Below are 19,314 nucleotides of genomic sequence, written 5' to 3'. Positions count from 1 at the left end.
GCTCAGACCTCCGTGAGGTCGACGGTCTTGGTCTCCTTGACGCTGAGCAACGCGATCATGGTGGCGCAGGCGGCGATGGCGAGGTAGACACCCACCCAGCCGACGCCGTAGTCCGCGACGATCCACGTGGCGATGAACGGGGCCACGGCGGCGCCGAGGATCGATGCGACGTTGTAGGCGATCCCCGAACCGGTATAGCGCACGTTCGTCGGGAACAGCTCGGGCAGGATGGCGCTCATCGGCCCGAAGGTGAGACCCATCAACGTCATTCCGAGGATCAGGAAGAACAGCATCATGCCGTCGGTCATCGACGACGGGTCGAGCAGCCACTGGAAGCACAGGCCGAACACGATGATCGCCGCAGTGATCACGATGAGGAAGGCGCGACGGCCGTACCGGTCGGCGAGACGCCCCGAGATCGGCACGCAGGCGGCGAAGAAGAGGACCGCGACGAGCTGCAGCTGGAGGAAGTCGACGTAGCTGATCGAGAGCTTCACGCCTGACTCATCGGTCACCTTGCCAGTGCCGTAGGAGATCACCCAGGTGGTCACGATGTAGAACAGCGTGTAGGTCGCGACCATGATGAACGTGCCGGCGATGAGCGGGCGCCAGCTGGTCTTCACGACCTCGGCCAGCGGAGCCTTGACCTTCTTGCCGTCGGCGACAGCCTTTGCGAAGACCGGCGTCTCGGTGAGCTTCAGTCGGACGTACAGCCCGACCGCCACCATGATGGCGCTGGCCAGGAACGGGATTCGCCAGCCCCAGGTCATGAAGGCGTGATTCGACGCGGCGGTCTTGGCGTCGAAGTCGAGTGCGAGTATCAACAGCAGGAAGATGCCATTGGCGAAGAAGAAGCCGATCGGTGCGCCGAGCTGCGGCCACATGGCCGCCCACGCACGTTTACCCTTCTCCGCGGTCTCTGTCGCGAGAAGCGCTGCGCCAGACCATTCTCCGCCGAGGCCGAGACCCTGGCAGAAGCGCATGAGCGCCAGCAGCGCGGGCGCGAGGTAGCCAACGGAGTCGTAGGTGGGCAGAAGTCCGATCACGAAGGTCGCGATTCCCATCGTGAGCAGCGAGCCGACGAGCGTCGCCTTGCGCCCGACCCGATCTCCGAAGTGGCCGAACAGGATCGAGCCGATGGGCCGCGCCACGAACGCGAGACCGAAGGTCGCGAACGACGACAGCAGCGCCGCGGTGTCGTCGCCCTTGGGGAAGAACAGGACTGGAAAGACCAGGACCGCGGCCGTCGCATAGATGTAGAAGTCGAAGAACTCGATGCTCGTCCCGATCATGGACGCGACCACGATGCGGCTACGGGGTACCGGCGCCTGATCGGGGTGGTCGATGTTGCGGACCGCGGAATCGCTCATTCGCGCGACGTTACGCCTGCGGATCGGCGCCCGAGCTCCGACCCCTGAGAAAATCCTGAGCGTCGGCCCTGGACAATCCGGGGAGCTGTCGGGTCTCCAGATTCACTACTTTTGCCCCCGCCGTGCGTGGTGCCCCCACACGGCTAGCAAGTTCTCGACGCGGTCCTTCAGCGCAGTGCGGCCGCGACCTGGTCTGCCATCGCCTGCTGGCCACGTGTGTTGGCGTGCATCGCCGGGAAGCTGACCGCACCCAACGTCGGTTCCACCCATCGATGATCGCCCGCGCAGGCGTGGTGGCCGGCGGAGACCTTGGTCATGTCGACGTAGGTCGCATCCGTGGCCGCAGCGGCGCGGCGCATGGCGTCGTCGAGGGCGGCGAAGACCCGGTGCAGGTATCCGATGTCTCCGGGCGCGGTGAGCAACGACGCCGAGCAGAGCGCAGTGCCCCTGGCCGGGAAGATCTGCGGATACCCGACGAGGAGGACGCGGGCGCGCGGCGCGGCGCGGTCGATGCGGCGCAACGCGTTCACGAGGTCGGGGTAGGTCGAGGTGTTGATCTTGTCGACCAACGAGGTGCCGAACTCCTCGCGGCACGGGGTGGCCGACAACGGCGCGGACAGCCAGGCCTGCTGGCAGGCCGAGGTCGAGTCGTTGAACAGCCCGTTGTTGTTCGCGCCGATCGTCATGGTGACCAAGCGGGTGGCCGGCCCCAACGCGCTGATCTGCGGTCCCTGCCACCGGTACTGCGACTTGGTCAGATTCTCGGTTGTCGCGCCCGCGCAACTGACGTCGGCGACCGGGGTCCCGCGTCGCTTGGCGACGAGGCTGGAGTAGTTGACCAGCGAGTTCGAGCAGAAGGTTGCCGCACTCGTCGCCTGGGGGAACACCGACGCGCCCGCGCTGTAGCTGTCGCCGAGGTTCACGTACGGATACCCGTCCGCTGCCTGGGCCCCACCGGCCTGGACGAGTCCGCCGACGAGCGCGACGGCAGTGGCCGCCGCGGTCAGCGCGGTTCGGATGCCGAGGCGTCGGCGCGGTCCGCGGCGGTACGGCAAGGGCATTCCGAACTCCGGATCATGGTGCTCAAGTTACTGATGTTGTTATTGAGACTAACACTCGCCTCCCGACAAGCCCGCGTCCGGCGTGCGCATCAACGGGAACAGTCCGATCAAGAACCCGCAACACTTCGTCACTGACGACGAAACCCGTTGCCTCACAGATGCACTTACCAGGCGTCGTGGTGTGCGAACTCAGCAGTTGTCGCGTGCCGCGAGTCGCGGTACGCCGTCACGCCGAGGTGGGATGCCGCGATCACGATGGCGGCCACCGTCATGGGGGCGCCGCCGACCATCAGCAGCCCCCAGAAGCCGGTCCAGTGCGCCAACCCATAGACGGTCACACCCGCCAGCGCCGCTACCGCGAGCCACGACACCCACCAGCGCATCACCAGCGCGGCGACAACAGGTGCGGCACTCAGCAAGACACCGACAGTCACCGGCGGCCATGCGCCGTACACGAACCACACCGGGTCATCACACGTCGCGTCTGCGCGAACACCAGGCTCGTCCAGTTCGCCGATCTTGCCGCACGACATCGACGACCAGCCAGCAGGTTCGAACGCGTTCCACACCGCGAAGGCGACGCCGAGCACTCCCAAGACCACCCATGCCGCCCGCACCCACTTCATGGCCGCACGCTACCCGCACACGACGACTCACAGATCCCGGTGCCGCCTTCACGCAGTCGCCGGTCAGCTACCCCGCTTGATCCACTCCTCCAGGTGAGGGGCCTCGGTGCCGACGGTCGTGCCGTCGCCGTGACCGGTGTAGACCTTGGTCTCGGGGTCGAGGGTGAAAATCTTCTCGGTGATCGAGGCGATGATCGTGGGGAAGCTCGAGTACGAGCGACCCGTCGCGCCCGGCCCGCCCTGGAACAGGGTGTCGCCGGAGAACAGCACCTTCGCCTCGGGCAGATGGATCACCGACGAGCCCGGCGAATGGCCCGGGGTGTTGATGATCGTCAGCTCGGTACCGGCGACACCGATCTTCTGGCCGTCCTCGAGGTCCTGGTGCGCGACCTCGGGGTGGGTGTCGTTCCAGAGCATGTCGTCGCCGGGATGCAGCAGGATCGGCGCGCCGGTGGCCTGCGACAGTTCCGGGGCGACGGTCACGTGGTCGTTGTGGCCATGCGTGAGCACGATTGCCTTCACCGTGCGGTTGCCGACGCCGTCGAGGATCGGCTTCGCGGAGTGCGCGGCGTCGATGATGATCACCTCGTCGTCATCGCCGACGAGCCAGACGTTGTTGTCGACGTCCCAGGTTCCGCCGTCGAGACTGAAGGTGCCCGACGTGACGACGTTGTCGATGCGCAGATCCGACATCAGAGTTCCACCACCGAACGCAGCACCTTGCCGGCCTCCATCGCCGAGAACGCCGCTTCGACGTCGTCGATGCCGATGCGTTCGGTGACGAACTTGTCCAGCGGCAGACGGCCCTGTTCGTAGAGGTCGATGAGCATCGGGAAGTCACGCTCGGGCAAGCAGTCGCCGTACCACGACGACTTGAGCGCACCGCCGCGGGAGAAGAAGTCCACCAGCGGCATCTCCAGCGTCATCTCCGGGGTCGGCACACCGACGAGCACGACGACGCCGGCGAGGTCGCGGGCGTAGAAGGCCTGCTTGTAGGTCTCCGGGCGGCCGACCGCGTCGATGACGACGTCGGCGCCGTTGCCGTCGGTGAGTTCCTGCACCGCCGCGATCACGTCGTCGACCTTCGAGCCGTCGATGGTGTGGGTGGCACCGAGGTCTTTCGCCCATTCGAGCTTCGACGCGTCGCGGTCGATCGCGATGATGGTCGTCGCACCGGCCAGGCGGGCACCCGCGATCGCGGCGTCACCGACACCGCCGCAGCCGATGACCGCGACCGAGTCGCCACGACCGACGTTGCCGGTGTTCATCGCCGCGCCGATACCGGCCATCACACCGCAGCCGAGCAGCCCGGCCACGGCCGGGTCGGTGTCGGGATTGACCTTGGTGCACTGCAATTCGTGAATGAGGGTCTTCTCGGCGAACGCGCCGATACCCAGCGCCGGGGTCAGTTCGGTGCCGTCGGTCAGGGTCATCGGGACGCTGGCGTTGAAGGTGTCGAAGCAGTACCACGGGCGTCCGCGCTTACAGGCGCGACACTGCCCGCACACCGCACGCCAGTTCAGGACGACGAAGTCCCCGACCTCCACATGGGTGACGTCGGAACCGACCGACTCGACCACACCCGCGGCCTCGTGCCCGAGCAGGAACGGATACTCGTCGTTGATGCCGCCCTCGCGGTAGGCCAGGTCCGTGTGGCAGACACCGCATGCCTTGATCGCCACGACCACATCGCGTGCGCCCGGGTCCGGGATCATCACGTCCACGACCTCCGTCGGCGCCTTCTTGCTGCGCGAGATGACTCCCTTGACTGTCTGCGACATGCGCTCTTCCTTCCGCAACTGCGTTGTTCGGGGTACGTGTGCGACGTGTGTGCGCGGGCGAAGCGACGCACCGCGGCATCGCCGGAACACATCGTCACAACCTTATCCGTAGGTCGATCGTCGGTCCACTGGGAGTGGACGTCGTCCACTATTGATATTCAGTCGTGTCGCACGGCCCAGGTTTGTTTCGCGCCGCGGGCGCGCGGGCACACAGAAGAGGAACCACCACTCACGTTCGATCACGAGGAGGTCGACCATGGCACAGAACAAGAAGGACCCCGGACCCTCGGTCAAGGACGACGAACTCTACGAGAAGCTGCGCGACGAGGGGAACTCGAAGGAGAAGTCCGCGCGCATCGCCAACGCCGCCGCCAACAGCTCGCGCTCGGACGTCGGCAAGAGCGGCGGAAAGTCCGGCTCCTACGAGGACTGGACCGTCGACGAACTCAAGAAGCGCGCCAAGGAACTCGACCTGTCCGGCTACTCGGATCTGAAGAAGGACGAGCTCATCGAGAAGTTGCGGGATCACTGAACCGGGACGAACCGGTCCGACAACGCCGAAGCCGCCGACCCTGAGGGATCGGCGGCTTCGGCGTGTTGTGGGACGGTGCCGGTCAGTGCGCCTCTCGGCAAACAGGCCGCTCGAAGCGGCAAAAGGGTGGGACCCGGGGCATTGAGTCCGTCACCGTCGCGGGGTACAACTGCGGCGATCGGAAAGTTATTCCGCCGGGTCACCACCACGTGTCGAGGGCGTCCGGGCACAGTGACCCGCCGGTCACCGGACCAGGCCGAGACGCTGGAAGGCCGTGAGTGCGGTCTCCCCGGTGTTCCAGAGCGCGCGGACATCGTTACGCGCACCGGCGGCCGCGCGCCCGTCTTGGAGCGCGAGGCCGTTGCGGAAGGTGAGCACGTTGTAGCCGACGTCGGCGGCCCGCAGCATCGGCCCGGTGGCCCGGCCGGCGCCGACCACACGGTCGAGGCCCTCCCCGACGGTGTAGAACCGGAAGATCGGTCCGAGGTCGACGCCGTACTCCCGAAGTGTAGATGTCACAATCGAGTTCCCATGCGCTGCAATGGCATCGACGATGAAGAAGAAGTCACGCGCGTTTCCTGTCGTCGCGCGGGAGGCGGCCGTCGCGTAGGCGAGGTCGACCGTGATGTGCGAGTTGTACCCGGCCATCGCCACCCGCTGGCCCGGGACAGCGCAGTCGGCCGCCATATCGAAGTAGTGCCGCCACTGGGATGCGACCGGACCGCCCCCGAACTCGCCGCGCACGGCGTCGAGGAACCGGTTGAGGAGTTCGAGGCTGATGACCGGGGCCCATCGCGGGGTCTGGAAGACGCGCGGGTTGTTCTGCAAGGGCATCACCGCGTCGCGTTCCACCGCGGCCAGTCCCAGGGCGAAGAGCCCGCGGCGGTCGCGGCGGTCGGTGAGGATGTCCACGATCCCGTACAGCTTCGTGACGTTGCGTCGTAGCTGTACCAGGGGCAGGTCTCGCGAATCACGCTCGTAGGTACTGAGCTCGACGAGCCGCTCCCGGTCGGCGGGGCGGAGCTCGGTGCCACATGTCTCGGCGGGTGCCGCCGTCGACGTTGCCGGCGCGGCGACGAGGAGTGTTCCGAGCAGAGCGGCGGTCAGCAGTGCCACCGAGAGTGTTCGCATGGAACCCGGTGTTACCCCTCCGCGCGCGGATCAACCCTCCGACGGGGTTGCGGGACCCTTCGTGACGCTCGCAAGCTCGCTCCTCAGGGAGCGGAGGTCGTCAGGGCAGGAGACCCGCGCTGCGGGCGGTCACCACGGCCTCCAGCCGCGACGACGCCCCGAGCTTGCGCATCGCATCTTTCATGTAGCCCTTCACCGTGTAGACGGTCACCCCGAGCGTCTCGGCGATCCGCGCATTCGAATATCCCAGTGCGGCAAGGGAGATCACGTCCTGCTCGCGCCCCGTCAGATCCACCTGCGTCCGCGCTGTCGGGTTCGCCGCGACCAGGACCTCGGTGATCGCGGCGAGCTCGTCGGCAAGCCGGTCGTCGTCGACGGTGTCCACCAGCGATCGAAGTCGTGTGTAGGCCGCGGTCATCCGGTCACGCATCTCCGCCTCGTCCCGGGCGGCGTGTTCGAGCCGCGCGCGCGACGCGACGATCTCGTGTTCGACGGTGCGGGCTCCCATGGCGAGGACGTCGAGCATCCGTCCGCCGATCGGGTCCGGGGTGTGCAGCGCGCCGTAGAGCACCGCCACGGGCGTCCGATCGACGATCACCGGCGCGGCCATCATGGCGCGCAACCCCTCGCGCTCGATGATCGTGTTGTAGCGATGGGTGATGCGCGGGGTGCGGAGATAGTCGTCGACGACCATCGGACGGTTCAGCGACACGACCTTGCCGCCCAGCCCGTGCCCGACGTCGACCGACACCCCCCTCAAAGCTCCGACCGTCGAGCCGGCGAAATGCTGCAGACGCAGGTTCGACGGCCCGTTCAGGACACCCGCGAAGGCCAGCGGCACCCCGCTGGACCTGCGAACCCGGCGCAGCGCGTCGGTGACGATCCCGCTCAGCGGCTCGGGCATCTCACCTCACTCTCCCCCTCTTCGGAGGGTGTTCCAGGAAGTCGTCCGCGGAGGACACTGTGACTCAGCTTACTCAGTCAAGAGCGAGGTTCACGATGACACAGGCCACCACGACCCCCACCGACCTGGTCGACCGCTGGTTGGCGATCTACGGGGCGCCCGACGCCGACGCCGCGTCGCTTCTCGTCGACGGACACGATCCCGACGCGGTCGCCTTCACCGTGATCGAGGTCGAGCAGACCGGCGATCACCAGTCCGGCGACGTCCGGCCGGTCACCACCGACGTCACCTACGGCGAGCTGGCCGAGCGGTCCAAGCGACTCGCGGCGGCTCTCGCGGAGCTGGGCGTCGGTCGCGGCGACACGGTGGGCGTCCTCATGGGCAAGCGCGAGGAGCTCGTCGTCTCGCTGCTGGCGATCGCTCGCCTCGGCGCGGTGTACATCCCGCTGTTCACCGCCTTCGCGACCCCCGCGATCGAGATGCGCCTGCAGGCCGGTGCCGCGAAGGTCGTCATCACCGAGCCGAGCCAGGCGGACAAGCTCTCCGGGATCGACGGCATCACCACGGTGGTCGCCGGCGAGCAGTTCGAGGAACTCATCGCCTCGCACGACGCGGTCACCGAGTCGGTCGCGGTCGGCGGCGACGGGACGTTGATCCTGCTCTTCACCAGCGGTACCACCGGTGCGCCGAAGGGCGTTCCCGTGCCGGTCAAGGCGCTCGCCTCGTTCGTCGCCTACATGCACTTCGGTCTCGACGTCCAGGCCGACGACGTGTTCTGGAACGCCGCCGACCCCGGCTGGGCCTACGGGCTGTACTACGGTGTGCTCGGCCCGCTCGCGGCCGGGCGGCGCAATCTGCTGCTGCACGCCGGATTCACCCCCGAACTCACCGCCAAGATCCTCGGCGACCTCGGCGTCACCAACTTCGCGGCGGCACCGACCGTCTACCGCTCGCTCAGCAAGGACTCGCGCATCTCCGGGTTCTCGCTGCGCCGGGCATCCTCGGCCGGTGAACCCCTGACCCCTGACGTCATCGACTGGGCGCTGGGCGCCATCGGCACCGAGGTCCGCGACCACTACGGCCAGACCGAGCACGGCATGTTCATCAACAACCACTGGCACGAGTCGGTCCACGAGACCCTGGTCCCGGGTTCGATGGGCCGGCCGATGCCCGGCTTCGCCGCGGGCGTCGTCGACGGCCAGATCGCCATCGACGTCCCGGCCAGCCCGCTGATGTGGTTCTCGGGCTACCTCGACGCCCCGGAGAAGACCAAGCAGCGGTTCTCCCCCGACGGCCGCTGGTACCTGACCGGCGACACCGGACGGGTGGACGACGAGGGCCGCTACTTCTTCACCGCACGCGACGACGACGTGATCATCATGGCCGGGTACCGGATCGGCCCGTTCGACGTCGAGAGCGTCCTGATCACCCACCCGTCGATCGTCGACGTCGCCGTCGTGGGCCGTCCCGACGAGCTCCGTGGCGAGGTCCTGGAGGCGTTCGTCGTCCTCGCGGACGGGGGCGAGGGCACCGATGCTCTCGAAACCGAGCTGCAGCAGTTGGTCAAGACGCGGTTCGCCGCGCACGCCTATCCGCGCACCGTGCACTTCGTCGACGCCCTGCCCAAGACCCCGAGCGGCAAGATCCAACGGTTCCTGCTGCGCCAGAAATGAGTCGCGTTCGCGCGTAACGGCCTCACCGTGTGTGAGCGATGAACCGACTGCGCGGCCACTGACGCCGCCGCGCGAAGACCGACTGCGCCGGCCGGGCTTCGACGACCTCGCCCAGCCCACGACGCGGTCACCGGACGCGCAACCAGCGGGTCACACCCCTATCCGCTGGTTGCGCTTCTCCGGTCCCTCCCGGTCACTTCAGCCAACATCCCGCGACGGGTCCACGAGCGCCCGCACCGAATCGGGCGGCGTCTGCCCGCTGTGGGTCACCGGGGCGTCGTAGACCGTCCGTACGGGGACGACGCCGGTCCACTCCGCCGACTCCCCACCAGGTCCACCGGTCCGCGCCTTCGCGATCCACTGTCCGTCGACGATCGGCAGACGCAGTGCGACGGTCGCCGCCAGCTCTTTGCGCGTCGTCGACCGGACTTCGGCGACCCGACCGGGAATGAGTTTGTCCGACAACATCTCCAATGCCGCCTGGGCATCGTCGGCGACTTCGGGCACACCGCGTACGACGGCCGACCGGTAGTTCGCCGAATGGTCGAAGAGGGTGTCGGCCACGACCAGCCCGTCCAACACGAACACCGTGAAGGTCACCGGCGCGCCCGCCGCCACGTGCCGCAGGGCACCCGCCCCGGTCGATCCGTGCAGGACGATCGAGTCGCCGTCCCGCGCGAAGAGCATCGGCACCGACCAGGGGAGGCCGTCGACGACGGTGCCCAGGGTCCCGACCTTCGCCTCGTCGAGCAGGGCGTCGAGCAACGCACGGTCGGCTGCCCGCTCGGGTTTGCGCGTCAAGGACGAGAGCGGCGATGCCGCGTCCACCGGAGTACCGCCGTTCGAAGTCATGCGGACATGGTCGCCCCCGACGGCTGTCGGCTCAACAGGTTTGCTGGGGCACCCCTGCTGGAACCACCCGCCACAGCGCGCCGAGCGACATATCGGGCTGTTGCAAAATTCCGGTGTCAGCCGACGGCTTGTCGGGAGCGGTGTGTGGTGGGTATCGGCGATGATGTGTTGGTGGCCAAGGGTTATCGTCCGGTGCAGCGTGATCAGCAGTTTCTGATGCCGCCGAGTATGCGGGAATGGCTTCCGGCCGATGATCCGGTGTGGCTGGTCATCGAATCGGTCGCCTCGCTGGATACCGCGGCGATACGGGCGGTACGCAAGACCGGTGGAGCCGGTCGCGCCGCCTATCACCCGGATATGTTGTTGACCTTGTTGATCTGGGGGTGGGCCCAAGGCCAACGGTCCTCGCGGCAGCTGGAACGGTTGTGTCACCGCGACGTCGCCTACCGCATCATTTGCGGTGGTGAGGTCCCTGATCACGTCACGATCGCCCGGTTCCGCGCGGACTGCGCACCCGCGATCGAGGACCTGTTCACCCAGGTGTTGATGCTGTGCTCGCGGGTCGGGATGGGCCGACTTGGGGTGGTGGCCCTCGACGGAGTGAAGATCGCCTCGAACGCCTCGCTCAGCGCCAATCGCACCGAGCAAGGCTTGCGGGAAGCGTTGGCCAGTGAGGCTGCGCGCGCCGCGGCCGAACACGCAGCCGCTGACACCGCCGACGATGATGTTCATGGTGATGACCGCGGTGACCTGTTACCCCGCGGGCTGCACGATCCGGGGTCGCGGCAGGCCCGGATCGCCGCGGCGCTGGCTGATCTGGCTGCCCACACTGAACAACTCACCAACGCCGAAGCGGTGGCCGCGCAGCGTAGGAACGAACGTGACCAGGCCGCCGAGAAGTCCCAGCAGGCCCGCGAGGAGAAGATCGAGCGGGCGCGGGAACGCCGCGCTGCGGGCGGGCCCGCCACAGGCAAGGGATCGTTGCCGATCGAGATCGAGGTCGAGGTGCTGACCGAATCGTTGGCGCGGGCCATCGCGACCCACCAAGCAAAGATCGACCACTATCGACCTGGTCAGCGAGGCCGCAAACCCGGGCCGGTCGAGACGAACTACTACGTCAGGCGCGCCCAACGAGCACTCGAGCGGGCACAGCAGCGGCAGCAGCAACGTGACGCCGCGGCAGCGGCTCGGCCCGCTGCGGTCTGCACCCCGCCGACCACCGCGACCGCGGCTGCACCGTCACGGGAACCCCGCCGTAACATCACCGACCCGCAATCACGGATGATGGGATTGCGCGGCGGCGGCTGGCTCCAAGGCTTCAACTGCCAGGCCGTGACCAGCGATGACGGGCTGATCATCGCGACCGGCGTGGGCAACAACCCTGCCGATGTCACCACCTTCACCACCATGCTCGACAAAGCCGTCACCGCCGCCGCACTCATCGACACCCACCGCCCCGAACCGCCGGTCTCACCAGGAATAGGGGTCGTGTTGGCTGATGCCGGCTACCTCTCCGAACACAACCTCACCGCACCCGGACCAGACCGGCTCATCGCGACCGGCAAACACCGGGCCGTGGCCCACGCCGCGCAGCACGCACCCACACACGGGCCGCCACCATCAGAAGCCTCCCCGATCCAGGCCATGACCCACCGGCTGGCCACACCCGAGGGACATGCGCTCTACCGTCAACGCGCCCACATCGCTGAAACCCCGTTCGCCCACGCTAAACACAACCTCGGCTTCCGTCGCTTCACCAGCCGCGGACTCGACAGAGCCACAGCAGAATTCAGCTTCCACGCCCTCGTCCACAACCTGTTCAAAGCCATCGGAACCGCCGCTTTGACCCCCACCACCGCCTGAGACCGGACGCTCCGCGACCGGCCATCACGCCCAACCCGCCCGCCGACCCGTTTACGCAACAGCCCGATATCGTCGCCGGCCCTCTTCTGTGGGGTGGTTTTCACCAGGCCTGACCAACGAGGACCAAAACTGTCCTCTATCGCTCATAGCGTGGTCCTCACACACATCGAGAGGACACACCATGAGCACCTACACCCCCGCAGAACTCAGCGTCGAGGTCACCGGCGAGAAGAAGGAACTGCTGACCGTCCTGCAGGACCAGCGCAACATGCTGAGGATCACGGCGCGCAACCTCTCCGACGACGACGCCCGAAAGCAGTCGACGGTCAGCACCCTCACGATCGGCGCTCTCATCAAGCACCTCGCACACGGCGAGGAGAACGCTGCGCGCGTCATCACCGAACGGGACGAGAACGCCGAGTTCGACATGAGTCAGGCCATGACCGAGTACGAGATGGGCAACGACGAGACCCTGGCCGGCTGGCTGGACGCCTACGATCGCGCGGCGGCAGAACTCGATCGCGTGATCGCCGGCGCGGCGAGTCTCGACGAACTCATCCCCCAGCCCACCGCGCCCTGGGCACCCGAGCGGGAGTGGGTTTCTATCCGCACGATGATCGCCCATCTGCTCCGCGAGACCGCCCATCACTCCGGCCACGCCGACATCATCCGCGAAGCACTCGACGGCCAGACCACCATGGGCGCGGTGTCCGAAGGGCAGGACTGGGCCGACGCCGAGTGGGCCCAGTGATGCCCAGGTCGCGGTAGGGAACGGCCGGCATTCGACGATCAGTCTCGCCTTCGACCAATCCGCGGGCCCCCCGGCACCGAAGACGTTGTGAGGCTGCCGATCAGACGCAGTCGACACCGACCCCACAGATTGGATCGACGATGATCAAGCGAGTTCCCCGTGTAGCAGGTGCGTTGACAGGACTGGTCCTCGCTGTCGGCGTGATGGCCGGCTGTTCCAGTGACGACTCCGACACCTCGAGCGAAACGACCGGCGCTGCAACCGAATCCAGCGCCATGATGAGCGAGAGCGCGATGGCGGACCCGGCCGCGAACCTCGTCGGACCCGGCTGTGCCGCATATGCCGAGGCCAACCCCTCGGGCCCGGCGTCGGTCAACGGGATGTCCACCGTCCCGGTCGCCACCGCGGCTGCCACCAATCCCGAACTCACCACGCTGACCCAGGCCCTCTCGGGCCAGCTGAATCCCGAGGTCAACCTCGTGAAGACGCTGAACGAAGGTGAATTCACCGTGTTCGCACCGACAGACGATGCGTTCGCGAAGCTGCCGCCGGAGACCATCGAGCAGCTCAAGACCGACGCCCCCCTCCTGAACAAGATCCTGACCTACCACGTGGTCGAGGGTCAGACCGCCCCCGACCAGATCGTCGGTGAGCACACCACGCTCGAGGGCCAGCAGGTCACCGTGACCGGATCCGGCGACGACCTCAAGGTCAACGAGTCCGGCGTCGTCTGCGGCGGCGTCACCACGTCGAACGCCCAGGTCTACCTGATCGACACGGTGCTGATGCCCCCGGCCGGCGAGTGATTGCCCGGTAGCACAGTGTGACAACGCTTTTCCGCGATCCCCACCGGCGAAATCCGCCGGTGGGAATCGTGCTGTGCGGGGCCGGGCGTGTGATCCTCGTCAGATCCGCGCCGACGGCACTGCCTCGCCGGGCCGCACGTGGGTGTCGGTCAGAGCCGCCACCTGGATCGGAACCCCGGTCATGTTGGCCATCCCGGCGAGCCGCTCGAGGTCGGCCGGATCCGACGAGATGAGGGCATTGACGTTCACGCCACCGGCGCCGAGGTCGTTCTCCGCGGCCGCGTTCGCCTGCGTCCACCCGCCGGATCCGTTGTGCCCCCACCCATGCGGGATCGCGACCACACCGGGCTTGATGTCCTCGGTGATGGTGACGGGCAACGAGATCCGTCCGTGTCGGGACGCCACCGTCGCGAGATCGCCCTCGGCCAGCCCGCGCGCCGTGGCATCGTCGGGATGCATTCTGGCTGCGTGAGATCGTCCTCCGCGCAACAACATCGGTGCGTTGTGCTGCCAGCTGTTCTCCGAACGGATCTCGCGCATGCCGATGAGCCGCAACGGGTAACCCGTGTCGTCCTCGACCGCCAGTCGTTCTATCTCGGACATCAGTTCCGGTGCCGCCAACCGGATCTTGCTGTCGAGGTAGGTGATGTTCTTCCCGAGCTGCCCGGGTGCGAGATCGTCGGCGACCACGACCCCGTGCGGATGGTCCTCGACCAGGCGCCGGTAGGTCAATCCGCCGCGGCGCAGACCGAATCGGTCTCCGCCCAACCCCATTCGGATCACCAGGTCGGAGATGCCGCGCGGGGTGACCGGACGCCCGAGGCGTCGTGCCAACCGGTTGCCGGCGTGCAGTGACCGGATCAGCAGATTCTCCGGCGCCAGGAAGCCGATGAGCTCGTTGATCACCGTCCACTCCTCGCGGGCCTCGCCCTGCGGTGGGATCACGGCCTCGGTGGCCTGTTTGAACGGGGTCGTGAACAGCGCCTGGAACGGGAGCAGGAAGTCTTCGCGCTCGTACATCGTGGTGGCCGGCAAGATGTAGTCGGCCCGGGCGTTGGTCTCGTTGCGGTAGATGTCCAGGGACACCATGAGATCGAGTTCGTCGAGCGCCGAGCGCAGTTCGTCACCGTTCGGGACCGACAGCACCGGATTGCCGGCACTGACGAACAGCGCGCGGAGCCGGCCACGTCCGGGTGTGGTGATCTCCTTGGCCATCAACGACGCCGGCGCCGTCCCGAGGACCTGCGGCAGATTGCCGACACGACTCCGGCGTCCGGCCCAGCGGAAGCTCGACACCCGTTGCAGGGCAGTCACACCCAGGCGCTGTCCGGGAATTCCCAGATCGCCGAACATCGAGCCACCGGGCACGTCCAGGTTCCCTGCGACGAGGTTGACCATGTCCAGGAGGGCGGTCGTCAACGTGCCCGTGCGCCCCAACGACGTACCCACCCGGCCGTACACCGCGGCCCGATCCGTCCGCGCGAGTGACCGCGCGACCTCGCGCACCCGCTCGGGGTCTATGTCCGTGCGGGCCGCGGTCACCTCCGGTGCATATGCCGCGACGAGCGTCTCGAGCTCGGCCACCCCGCGCGCCTGCCGCCGGAGCCGATCACGGTCGGCGAGGTTCTCGTCGAAGAGCACGTGAAGCAGCGACAACAGGAACAAGGCGTCGGTGTCGGGCGTGATCGGCAGCCAGTCGAACTCCCGGGCGGTCTCGGTGTGGCGAGGGTCGACGACGACGACGGACCCACCGCGTGCCGTGATCGCGTTCAGGCCCTCGCGGATACGCGGCGAGCTCATCACACTGCCGTGCGACACGACCGGGTTCGCGCCGATGATCACCAGGTAGTCGACCCGGTTGATGTCGGGGATCGGCGCGGTCAGCGGGTTGCCGTACAGGAAGTGACTGGCGACGAACCTGTTGTTCACGTCCTGCGACCCCGCCGAGTACACGTGCGGCGTCCCGAGCAGGTTCATGAAGATCGCGGTCCAGAGCACGTGCCCGGTCGAGAACGTCGCCGGGTTCCCGAAGTACCAGCCGATCGAGTCGCTGCCGGACGACTTGTACACCTCGACCAGCCGCCGCCCGATCTCGTCGAGCGCGGTGTCCCACGACACCTGTTCGAACTCACCGTCGGGGCGCCGGCGGAGCGGGTGCCGGAGACGGTCGGGGTCGTTGACGATCTCGGTGAACGCGATCCCCTTCGGACACGCGAAACCCCGCGACAGCGGATGCTCCTTGTCGGGCCGCAGCGAGACCAGCCGATCGTCCTCGACGGTCGCGATCATGCCGCACAGCGGCTCGCAGATACGGCAATAGGTGTGCTTGTCCATCGGCATCGGTGCGTCCCCTCGACCTCGCGCAATGATGTTCCGCAGACGGGCCGGCCTGCGGTTCGGTGTGATTCCGTTCACATCTGAGGACAAGTGTTGCATGATGACAGCACCTGAGGCATCCCCAGCGAGGAGGTCCCTGTGACCGACAGCGACACCGGCGCCACGCAGTCATCCGTGCGCGACGTGATCATCATCGGCGCCGGTCTGTCCGGCATCGACTGCGCCTACCGACTGAAGGAGCAGAACCCCGACGCCGACTACCTGATCCTCGAGCGCCGTGAGCGCATGGGCGGGACGTGGGACCTGTTCCGGTATCCCGGCGTGCGCTCCGACAGCGACATCTACTCGCTGAGCTACCCGTTCGAGCCATGGCGCAAGCCACGTGCGCTGGCCCACGGGGACGACATCCGGGAGTACATCGAGGACACCGCCCACAAGTTCGCCATCGCCGAACACATCCGGTTCGGCCGGCACGTCCTGACCGCCGACTGGGATTCGGCGACCGACACCTGGACGCTCGGGGTCGAGGTCGGCGAGAACCGGCGCCACGAGACCCACCGCGCCAGGTTCGTCATCTTCGCGACCGGCTACTACGACTACGACAATCCGTACACGCCACGGTTCACCGGCGCCGACGACTTCACCGGCCAGATCGTGCACCCTCAGCACTGGCCGGAGGACCTCGACTACCGGGGCAAGCGGATCGTGGTGATCGGAAGTGGCGCAACCGCGGTGAGCCTCATCCCGAGTCTGGCCGAGAAGGCCGAACACGTCACGATGCTGCAGCGCTCGCCGTCGTACATCTTCTCGTCCAAACAGAAGCAGTACCTCGCGCCGCTGGTGCAGAAGCTGCTCCCGCCACCGGCCGCGCACAAGGTCATCCGCACGCGATATGCGGCGCAGACCGCCGCGATCGTCCATCTCACCCATCGTTTTCCGAAACTCGGACGCAAGATGATCCGGAACAACGTCGTGGCGAACCTGCCGGCGGACTATCCCGTCGACCTCCACTTCAACCCGACGTACAACCCGTGGGACCAGCGCATGTGCATGGTCCCCGATGCCGATCTGTTCACCGACATCGCCGAGGGCACGGTCGAGATGGTCACCGACCACATCGATCGATTCGACGCGTCGGGGGTCACCCTCACCTCGGGTCGGCACCTCGACGCCGACATCATCGTGACCGCGACCGGGCTACAGCTGCTCGGCTTCGGCGGCACCCGGCTGCGCGTCGACGGTGCGGAGGTGAAACCACACGACCGCTTCGTCTTCAAGAGCTACCTCATCGAGGACGTCCCGAACCTCGCCTGGTCGGTCGGGTACACGAACGCCTCGTGGACCCTCCGCGCGGACATGACCGCCCGTGCCGTCGCCGAGCTGGTGAAGTACATGCGCACGCACGGCTACACCCATGCCTATCCGCATCTCGGTTCGGAGGTCATGGGTTCGCGACCCGTGTGGGACCTCAAGGCGGGCTACGTCGAGCGGTCCCCGGAGGCGTTGCCGAAGTCGGGCACCCGAGGTCACTGGCAGGTGCGGCACAACTACTACCGCGACGCCATCGATCACCGGATCAACAAGGTCGAGGACTCGATGGTGTTCGGCAGGGTCTGACTTTCGCGGAACCGGGCCGAGGTAGGTGTCGGCCTCCCCGCCCATGGCGTTACGCCGGTGTGGTCCAAACGGTCGAGATTTCGCCACACCATCGTAAAATTGCTGGTCAAGCCTTGCTCCTCGCTCTCCGCCGCGCCGATACTGGGCTCGGCGAGCCAGCCGTCTCGCTGAATCCGCCCCGCCCCCGCGGGGCGCCGCTCCCCACCATGTGACCCAGCGGGAGTGGACCAGTAGGAGCTGCGAGATGACCTATCCGCCCGGTCCCCCGACTCACCCGCCAACCCCGTACGGCCCGATTCCGCCGCAGTCCGACAGCCGGCGCGCGCTCACCCTCGTGCTGGGCGCGATCGTCGTCGTCCTCGCGCTGATCCTCGCCGCGGGCATCGTCTTCGTGGCCAAGGCGCGCGACGGGGACATCTACGTTCCCGGGCTCACCCTCACCGCGGCCAACGACCCGGGAATCGACCCGTTCACCGATCCCGTCCTCGTGGCCGGATCGGGCGACCTGCCGGAGAACGTGGCCCTCACCGGCACTGCGGGGGCCGCCGACCTCGGCGGCCGCGCGGTGAACGGCACCGACGCCGGGTTGTACGGCTCGGGCGACGCCGCGGCCTGCGACACCGCCGCACTCAGCAACCGGCTGCTCGCCGATCCCCCGGCGGCCCGCGCCTGGGCGAGTGTCTACGGCATCAGCACCGCCGACATCCCGCACTATCTGAACACCCTCACCCCGGTGGTGCTGACGACCGACACCTGGGTCACCAATCACTCGTACACGTCCGGCCGGGCCGTGCCGTTCCAGTCGGTCCTGCAACGCGGGACCGCGGTCTACGTCGATTCCGCCGGTGTCCCGCGCGCGATGTGCTCGTGCGGCAATCCGCTCGCCCCGCCGACCGCCGCACCCCTTGGTGGATATCGACTCGAGGGTCGGCCCTGGGAGGGGTACAAGAGTCGATCGGTTGCCCGGATCGCGTACAGCAACCAGCACGTCACCGCGGTCGGCAAGTCGACGACCATCGTTCCCGCGCCGCCTGCGCCGCAACCGGGCACACCCGCCGGAGACATCCTCGAGTTGCTGAATTTCCTTACCGGACAGCTCTTTTCCCAACCCGCGGGCGGACTGCTCGATCTGAGCGGATTCCCGCCGCCGTCCGGTCCCCTGCCCACTCCGGCCGCGTTGAACACCCCGTTCGAGGCGGGCACCGACGAAGACGCCGAGCGCAACGGCCTCCTCGCCCCGGGCGATCCCGCGGCCGCGCCCGCATTGGAGAAGCGCGCCGAGGAACACGACGGTCTGCCGGAAGGCGCGCCGTCCACGGACTCCCCGGCTCCGGACTCATCAGCACCGGACTCAGCCGGACCCGATACCCCCGATCCGGGCTCGGACGCGCCCGCCCCGGACGCATCGGTGCCGGCTTCCGACGCCCCCGCGCCGGAGGAGCCCGGTTACGAGGCACCCGGTTCCGAGGTCCCCGGACCGGCGTCTGAACCCGGTGCACCCGGTGTGCCCGGACCGGAGACCCCGGCCGAGGCCCCCGCGACGCCGACATCGTTCAGCGGCTCGGGCGAGGTCGTCGGCAGTTTCAGCTTCGACGACGCCGGGTTGTCGGTGGGCTGCACGGTTCCCCACACCCCGGAACTCGGCACCGTCGCGCTGTCGTGCACCGACGGCGTGACGAGGTCGGTCGCCGGCTCGGCCCTGCAACGCAGCTCGGTGTCGGGTTCCACCACCGGCACCGGTGTGTGGACGCTGACGCTGACGGCGGTCGGTGCGTCGCAGACGGTGACCGTCCGATCGGCCAACTGGATCGTCGTGCCGCCCGCGGCCCCGGCGTCCGAGCCGCCGGCACCCGACGTCTCCACAGATGCCGCGCCGCCCACCGAGGAAGCCGCCGTCGACACGACCACGACGACGACCACGGAGAACCCACCTGCCCCGGAAGCGCCCGCCGAACCGGAGGCACCTGCGGGAACGCCGTGACACGTCCGCGATTGTGAGCTGTCCAACAG

The 19,314-nt window shown here is 67.7% G+C and carries 16 protein-coding genes; 7 read left to right on the top strand and 9 right to left on the bottom strand.

Going from position 1 to position 19,314, the window contains the following annotated elements; translation table 11 throughout:
• Positions 1 to 2 precede the first annotated feature (2 nt).
• The 5 genes from AC3B5T_RS07520 to AC3B5T_RS07500 form a co-directional block, all read right to left on the bottom strand.
• Complete coding sequence (locus AC3B5T_RS07520) at positions 3 to 1,370, bottom strand: MFS transporter (RefSeq protein WP_010844692.1); 1,368 nt, start codon at positions 1,368 to 1,370, stop codon at positions 3 to 5.
• A gap of 167 nt (positions 1,371 to 1,537) precedes the next feature.
• Complete coding sequence (locus AC3B5T_RS07515; RefSeq protein ID WP_010844693.1) at positions 1,538 to 2,431, bottom strand: SGNH/GDSL hydrolase family protein; 894 nt, start codon at positions 2,429 to 2,431, stop codon at positions 1,538 to 1,540.
• A gap of 164 nt (positions 2,432 to 2,595) precedes the next feature.
• Positions 2,596 to 3,057, bottom strand: coding sequence for a hypothetical protein (locus tag AC3B5T_RS07510; RefSeq protein ID WP_010844694.1), 462 nt, complete (start codon positions 3,055 to 3,057; stop codon positions 2,596 to 2,598).
• A 63-nt stretch (positions 3,058 to 3,120) separates the two neighbouring features.
• On the bottom strand, positions 3,121 to 3,750 hold the full coding sequence (locus tag AC3B5T_RS07505; RefSeq protein ID WP_010844695.1) for an MBL fold metallo-hydrolase: 630 nt from the start codon (positions 3,748 to 3,750) through the stop codon (positions 3,121 to 3,123).
• Positions 3,750 to 4,838, bottom strand: a complete 1,089-nt coding sequence (locus tag AC3B5T_RS07500) for an S-(hydroxymethyl)mycothiol dehydrogenase (protein ID WP_010844696.1) — start codon at positions 4,836 to 4,838, stop codon at positions 3,750 to 3,752. Before AC3B5T_RS07500 ends, AC3B5T_RS07505 begins: the two co-directional genes overlap by 1 nt.
• Positions 4,839 to 5,094: 256 nt before the next feature.
• On the opposite strand from AC3B5T_RS07500, the gene AC3B5T_RS07495 reads away from it, so the two are divergent.
• On the top strand, positions 5,095 to 5,370 hold the full coding sequence (locus AC3B5T_RS07495) for a DUF7218 family protein (RefSeq protein WP_010844697.1): 276 nt from the start codon (positions 5,095 to 5,097) through the stop codon (positions 5,368 to 5,370).
• A gap of 243 nt (positions 5,371 to 5,613) precedes the next feature.
• Here AC3B5T_RS07495 and AC3B5T_RS07490 read toward each other — a convergent pair whose 3' ends face one another.
• Positions 5,614 to 6,501, bottom strand: coding sequence for a DUF5995 family protein (locus tag AC3B5T_RS07490; protein ID WP_010844698.1), 888 nt, complete (start codon positions 6,499 to 6,501; stop codon positions 5,614 to 5,616).
• Positions 6,502 to 6,601: 100 nt separating this feature from the next.
• Positions 6,602 to 7,405, bottom strand: a complete 804-nt coding sequence (locus tag AC3B5T_RS07485; RefSeq protein ID WP_055477176.1) for a helix-turn-helix transcriptional regulator — start codon at positions 7,403 to 7,405, stop codon at positions 6,602 to 6,604.
• Positions 7,406 to 7,500: 95 nt separating this feature from the next.
• Here AC3B5T_RS07485 and AC3B5T_RS07480 point away from each other — a divergent pair, with 95 nt between their 5' ends.
• A complete protein-coding gene (locus AC3B5T_RS07480) occupies positions 7,501 to 9,078 on the top strand; it encodes an AMP-binding protein (RefSeq protein ID WP_055477175.1) in 1,578 nt (525 codons plus the stop codon).
• A 198-nt stretch (positions 9,079 to 9,276) separates the two neighbouring features.
• Here the strand turns inward: AC3B5T_RS07480 and AC3B5T_RS07475 are convergent, their stop codons facing one another.
• On the bottom strand, positions 9,277 to 9,930 hold the full coding sequence (locus AC3B5T_RS07475; RefSeq protein WP_055477174.1) for a pyridoxamine 5'-phosphate oxidase family protein: 654 nt from the start codon (positions 9,928 to 9,930) through the stop codon (positions 9,277 to 9,279).
• 171 nt (positions 9,931 to 10,101) lie between these two features.
• Between AC3B5T_RS07475 and AC3B5T_RS07470 the strand changes: the two genes are divergently transcribed.
• The 3 genes from AC3B5T_RS07470 to AC3B5T_RS07460 all read left to right on the top strand — a co-directional run bounded on the left by AC3B5T_RS07470 (position 10,102) and on the right by AC3B5T_RS07460 (position 13,350).
• The gene (locus tag AC3B5T_RS07470; protein WP_488358755.1) at positions 10,102 to 11,793 is read left to right on the top strand and encodes a transposase; all 1,692 of its coding nucleotides are present in this window, start codon (positions 10,102 to 10,104) and stop codon (positions 11,791 to 11,793) included.
• 181 nt (positions 11,794 to 11,974) lie between these two features.
• Positions 11,975 to 12,544 (top strand): DinB family protein, encoded by a 570-nt coding sequence (locus tag AC3B5T_RS07465; RefSeq protein WP_055476692.1) that lies wholly within the window; start codon positions 11,975 to 11,977, stop codon positions 12,542 to 12,544.
• A gap of 140 nt (positions 12,545 to 12,684) precedes the next feature.
• Entirely contained in the window at positions 12,685 to 13,350 is a 666-nt protein-coding gene (locus AC3B5T_RS07460; protein ID WP_193748649.1) for a fasciclin domain-containing protein, read from the top strand.
• Positions 13,351 to 13,449: 99 nt separating this feature from the next.
• Here AC3B5T_RS07460 and AC3B5T_RS07455 read toward each other — a convergent pair whose 3' ends face one another.
• Positions 13,450 to 15,690, bottom strand: a complete 2,241-nt coding sequence (locus AC3B5T_RS07455; RefSeq protein WP_488358471.1) for a molybdopterin-containing oxidoreductase family protein — start codon at positions 15,688 to 15,690, stop codon at positions 13,450 to 13,452.
• A gap of 135 nt (positions 15,691 to 15,825) precedes the next feature.
• On the opposite strand from AC3B5T_RS07455, the gene AC3B5T_RS07450 reads away from it, so the two are divergent.
• Complete coding sequence (locus AC3B5T_RS07450) at positions 15,826 to 17,304, top strand: flavin-containing monooxygenase (protein WP_055476690.1); 1,479 nt, start codon at positions 15,826 to 15,828, stop codon at positions 17,302 to 17,304.
• A 244-nt stretch (positions 17,305 to 17,548) separates the two neighbouring features.
• Positions 17,549 to 19,285, top strand: coding sequence for a DUF6777 domain-containing protein (locus tag AC3B5T_RS07445; RefSeq protein WP_055476689.1), 1,737 nt, complete (start codon positions 17,549 to 17,551; stop codon positions 19,283 to 19,285).
• The last annotated feature ends 29 nt before the right edge of the window (positions 19,286 to 19,314 follow it).

Source organism: Gordonia sp. G4 (genome assembly GCF_057770005.1).
The sequence above is the reverse complement of the archived record's forward strand: the minus strand, read 5'-3'. Positions and strand labels throughout refer to the sequence as shown.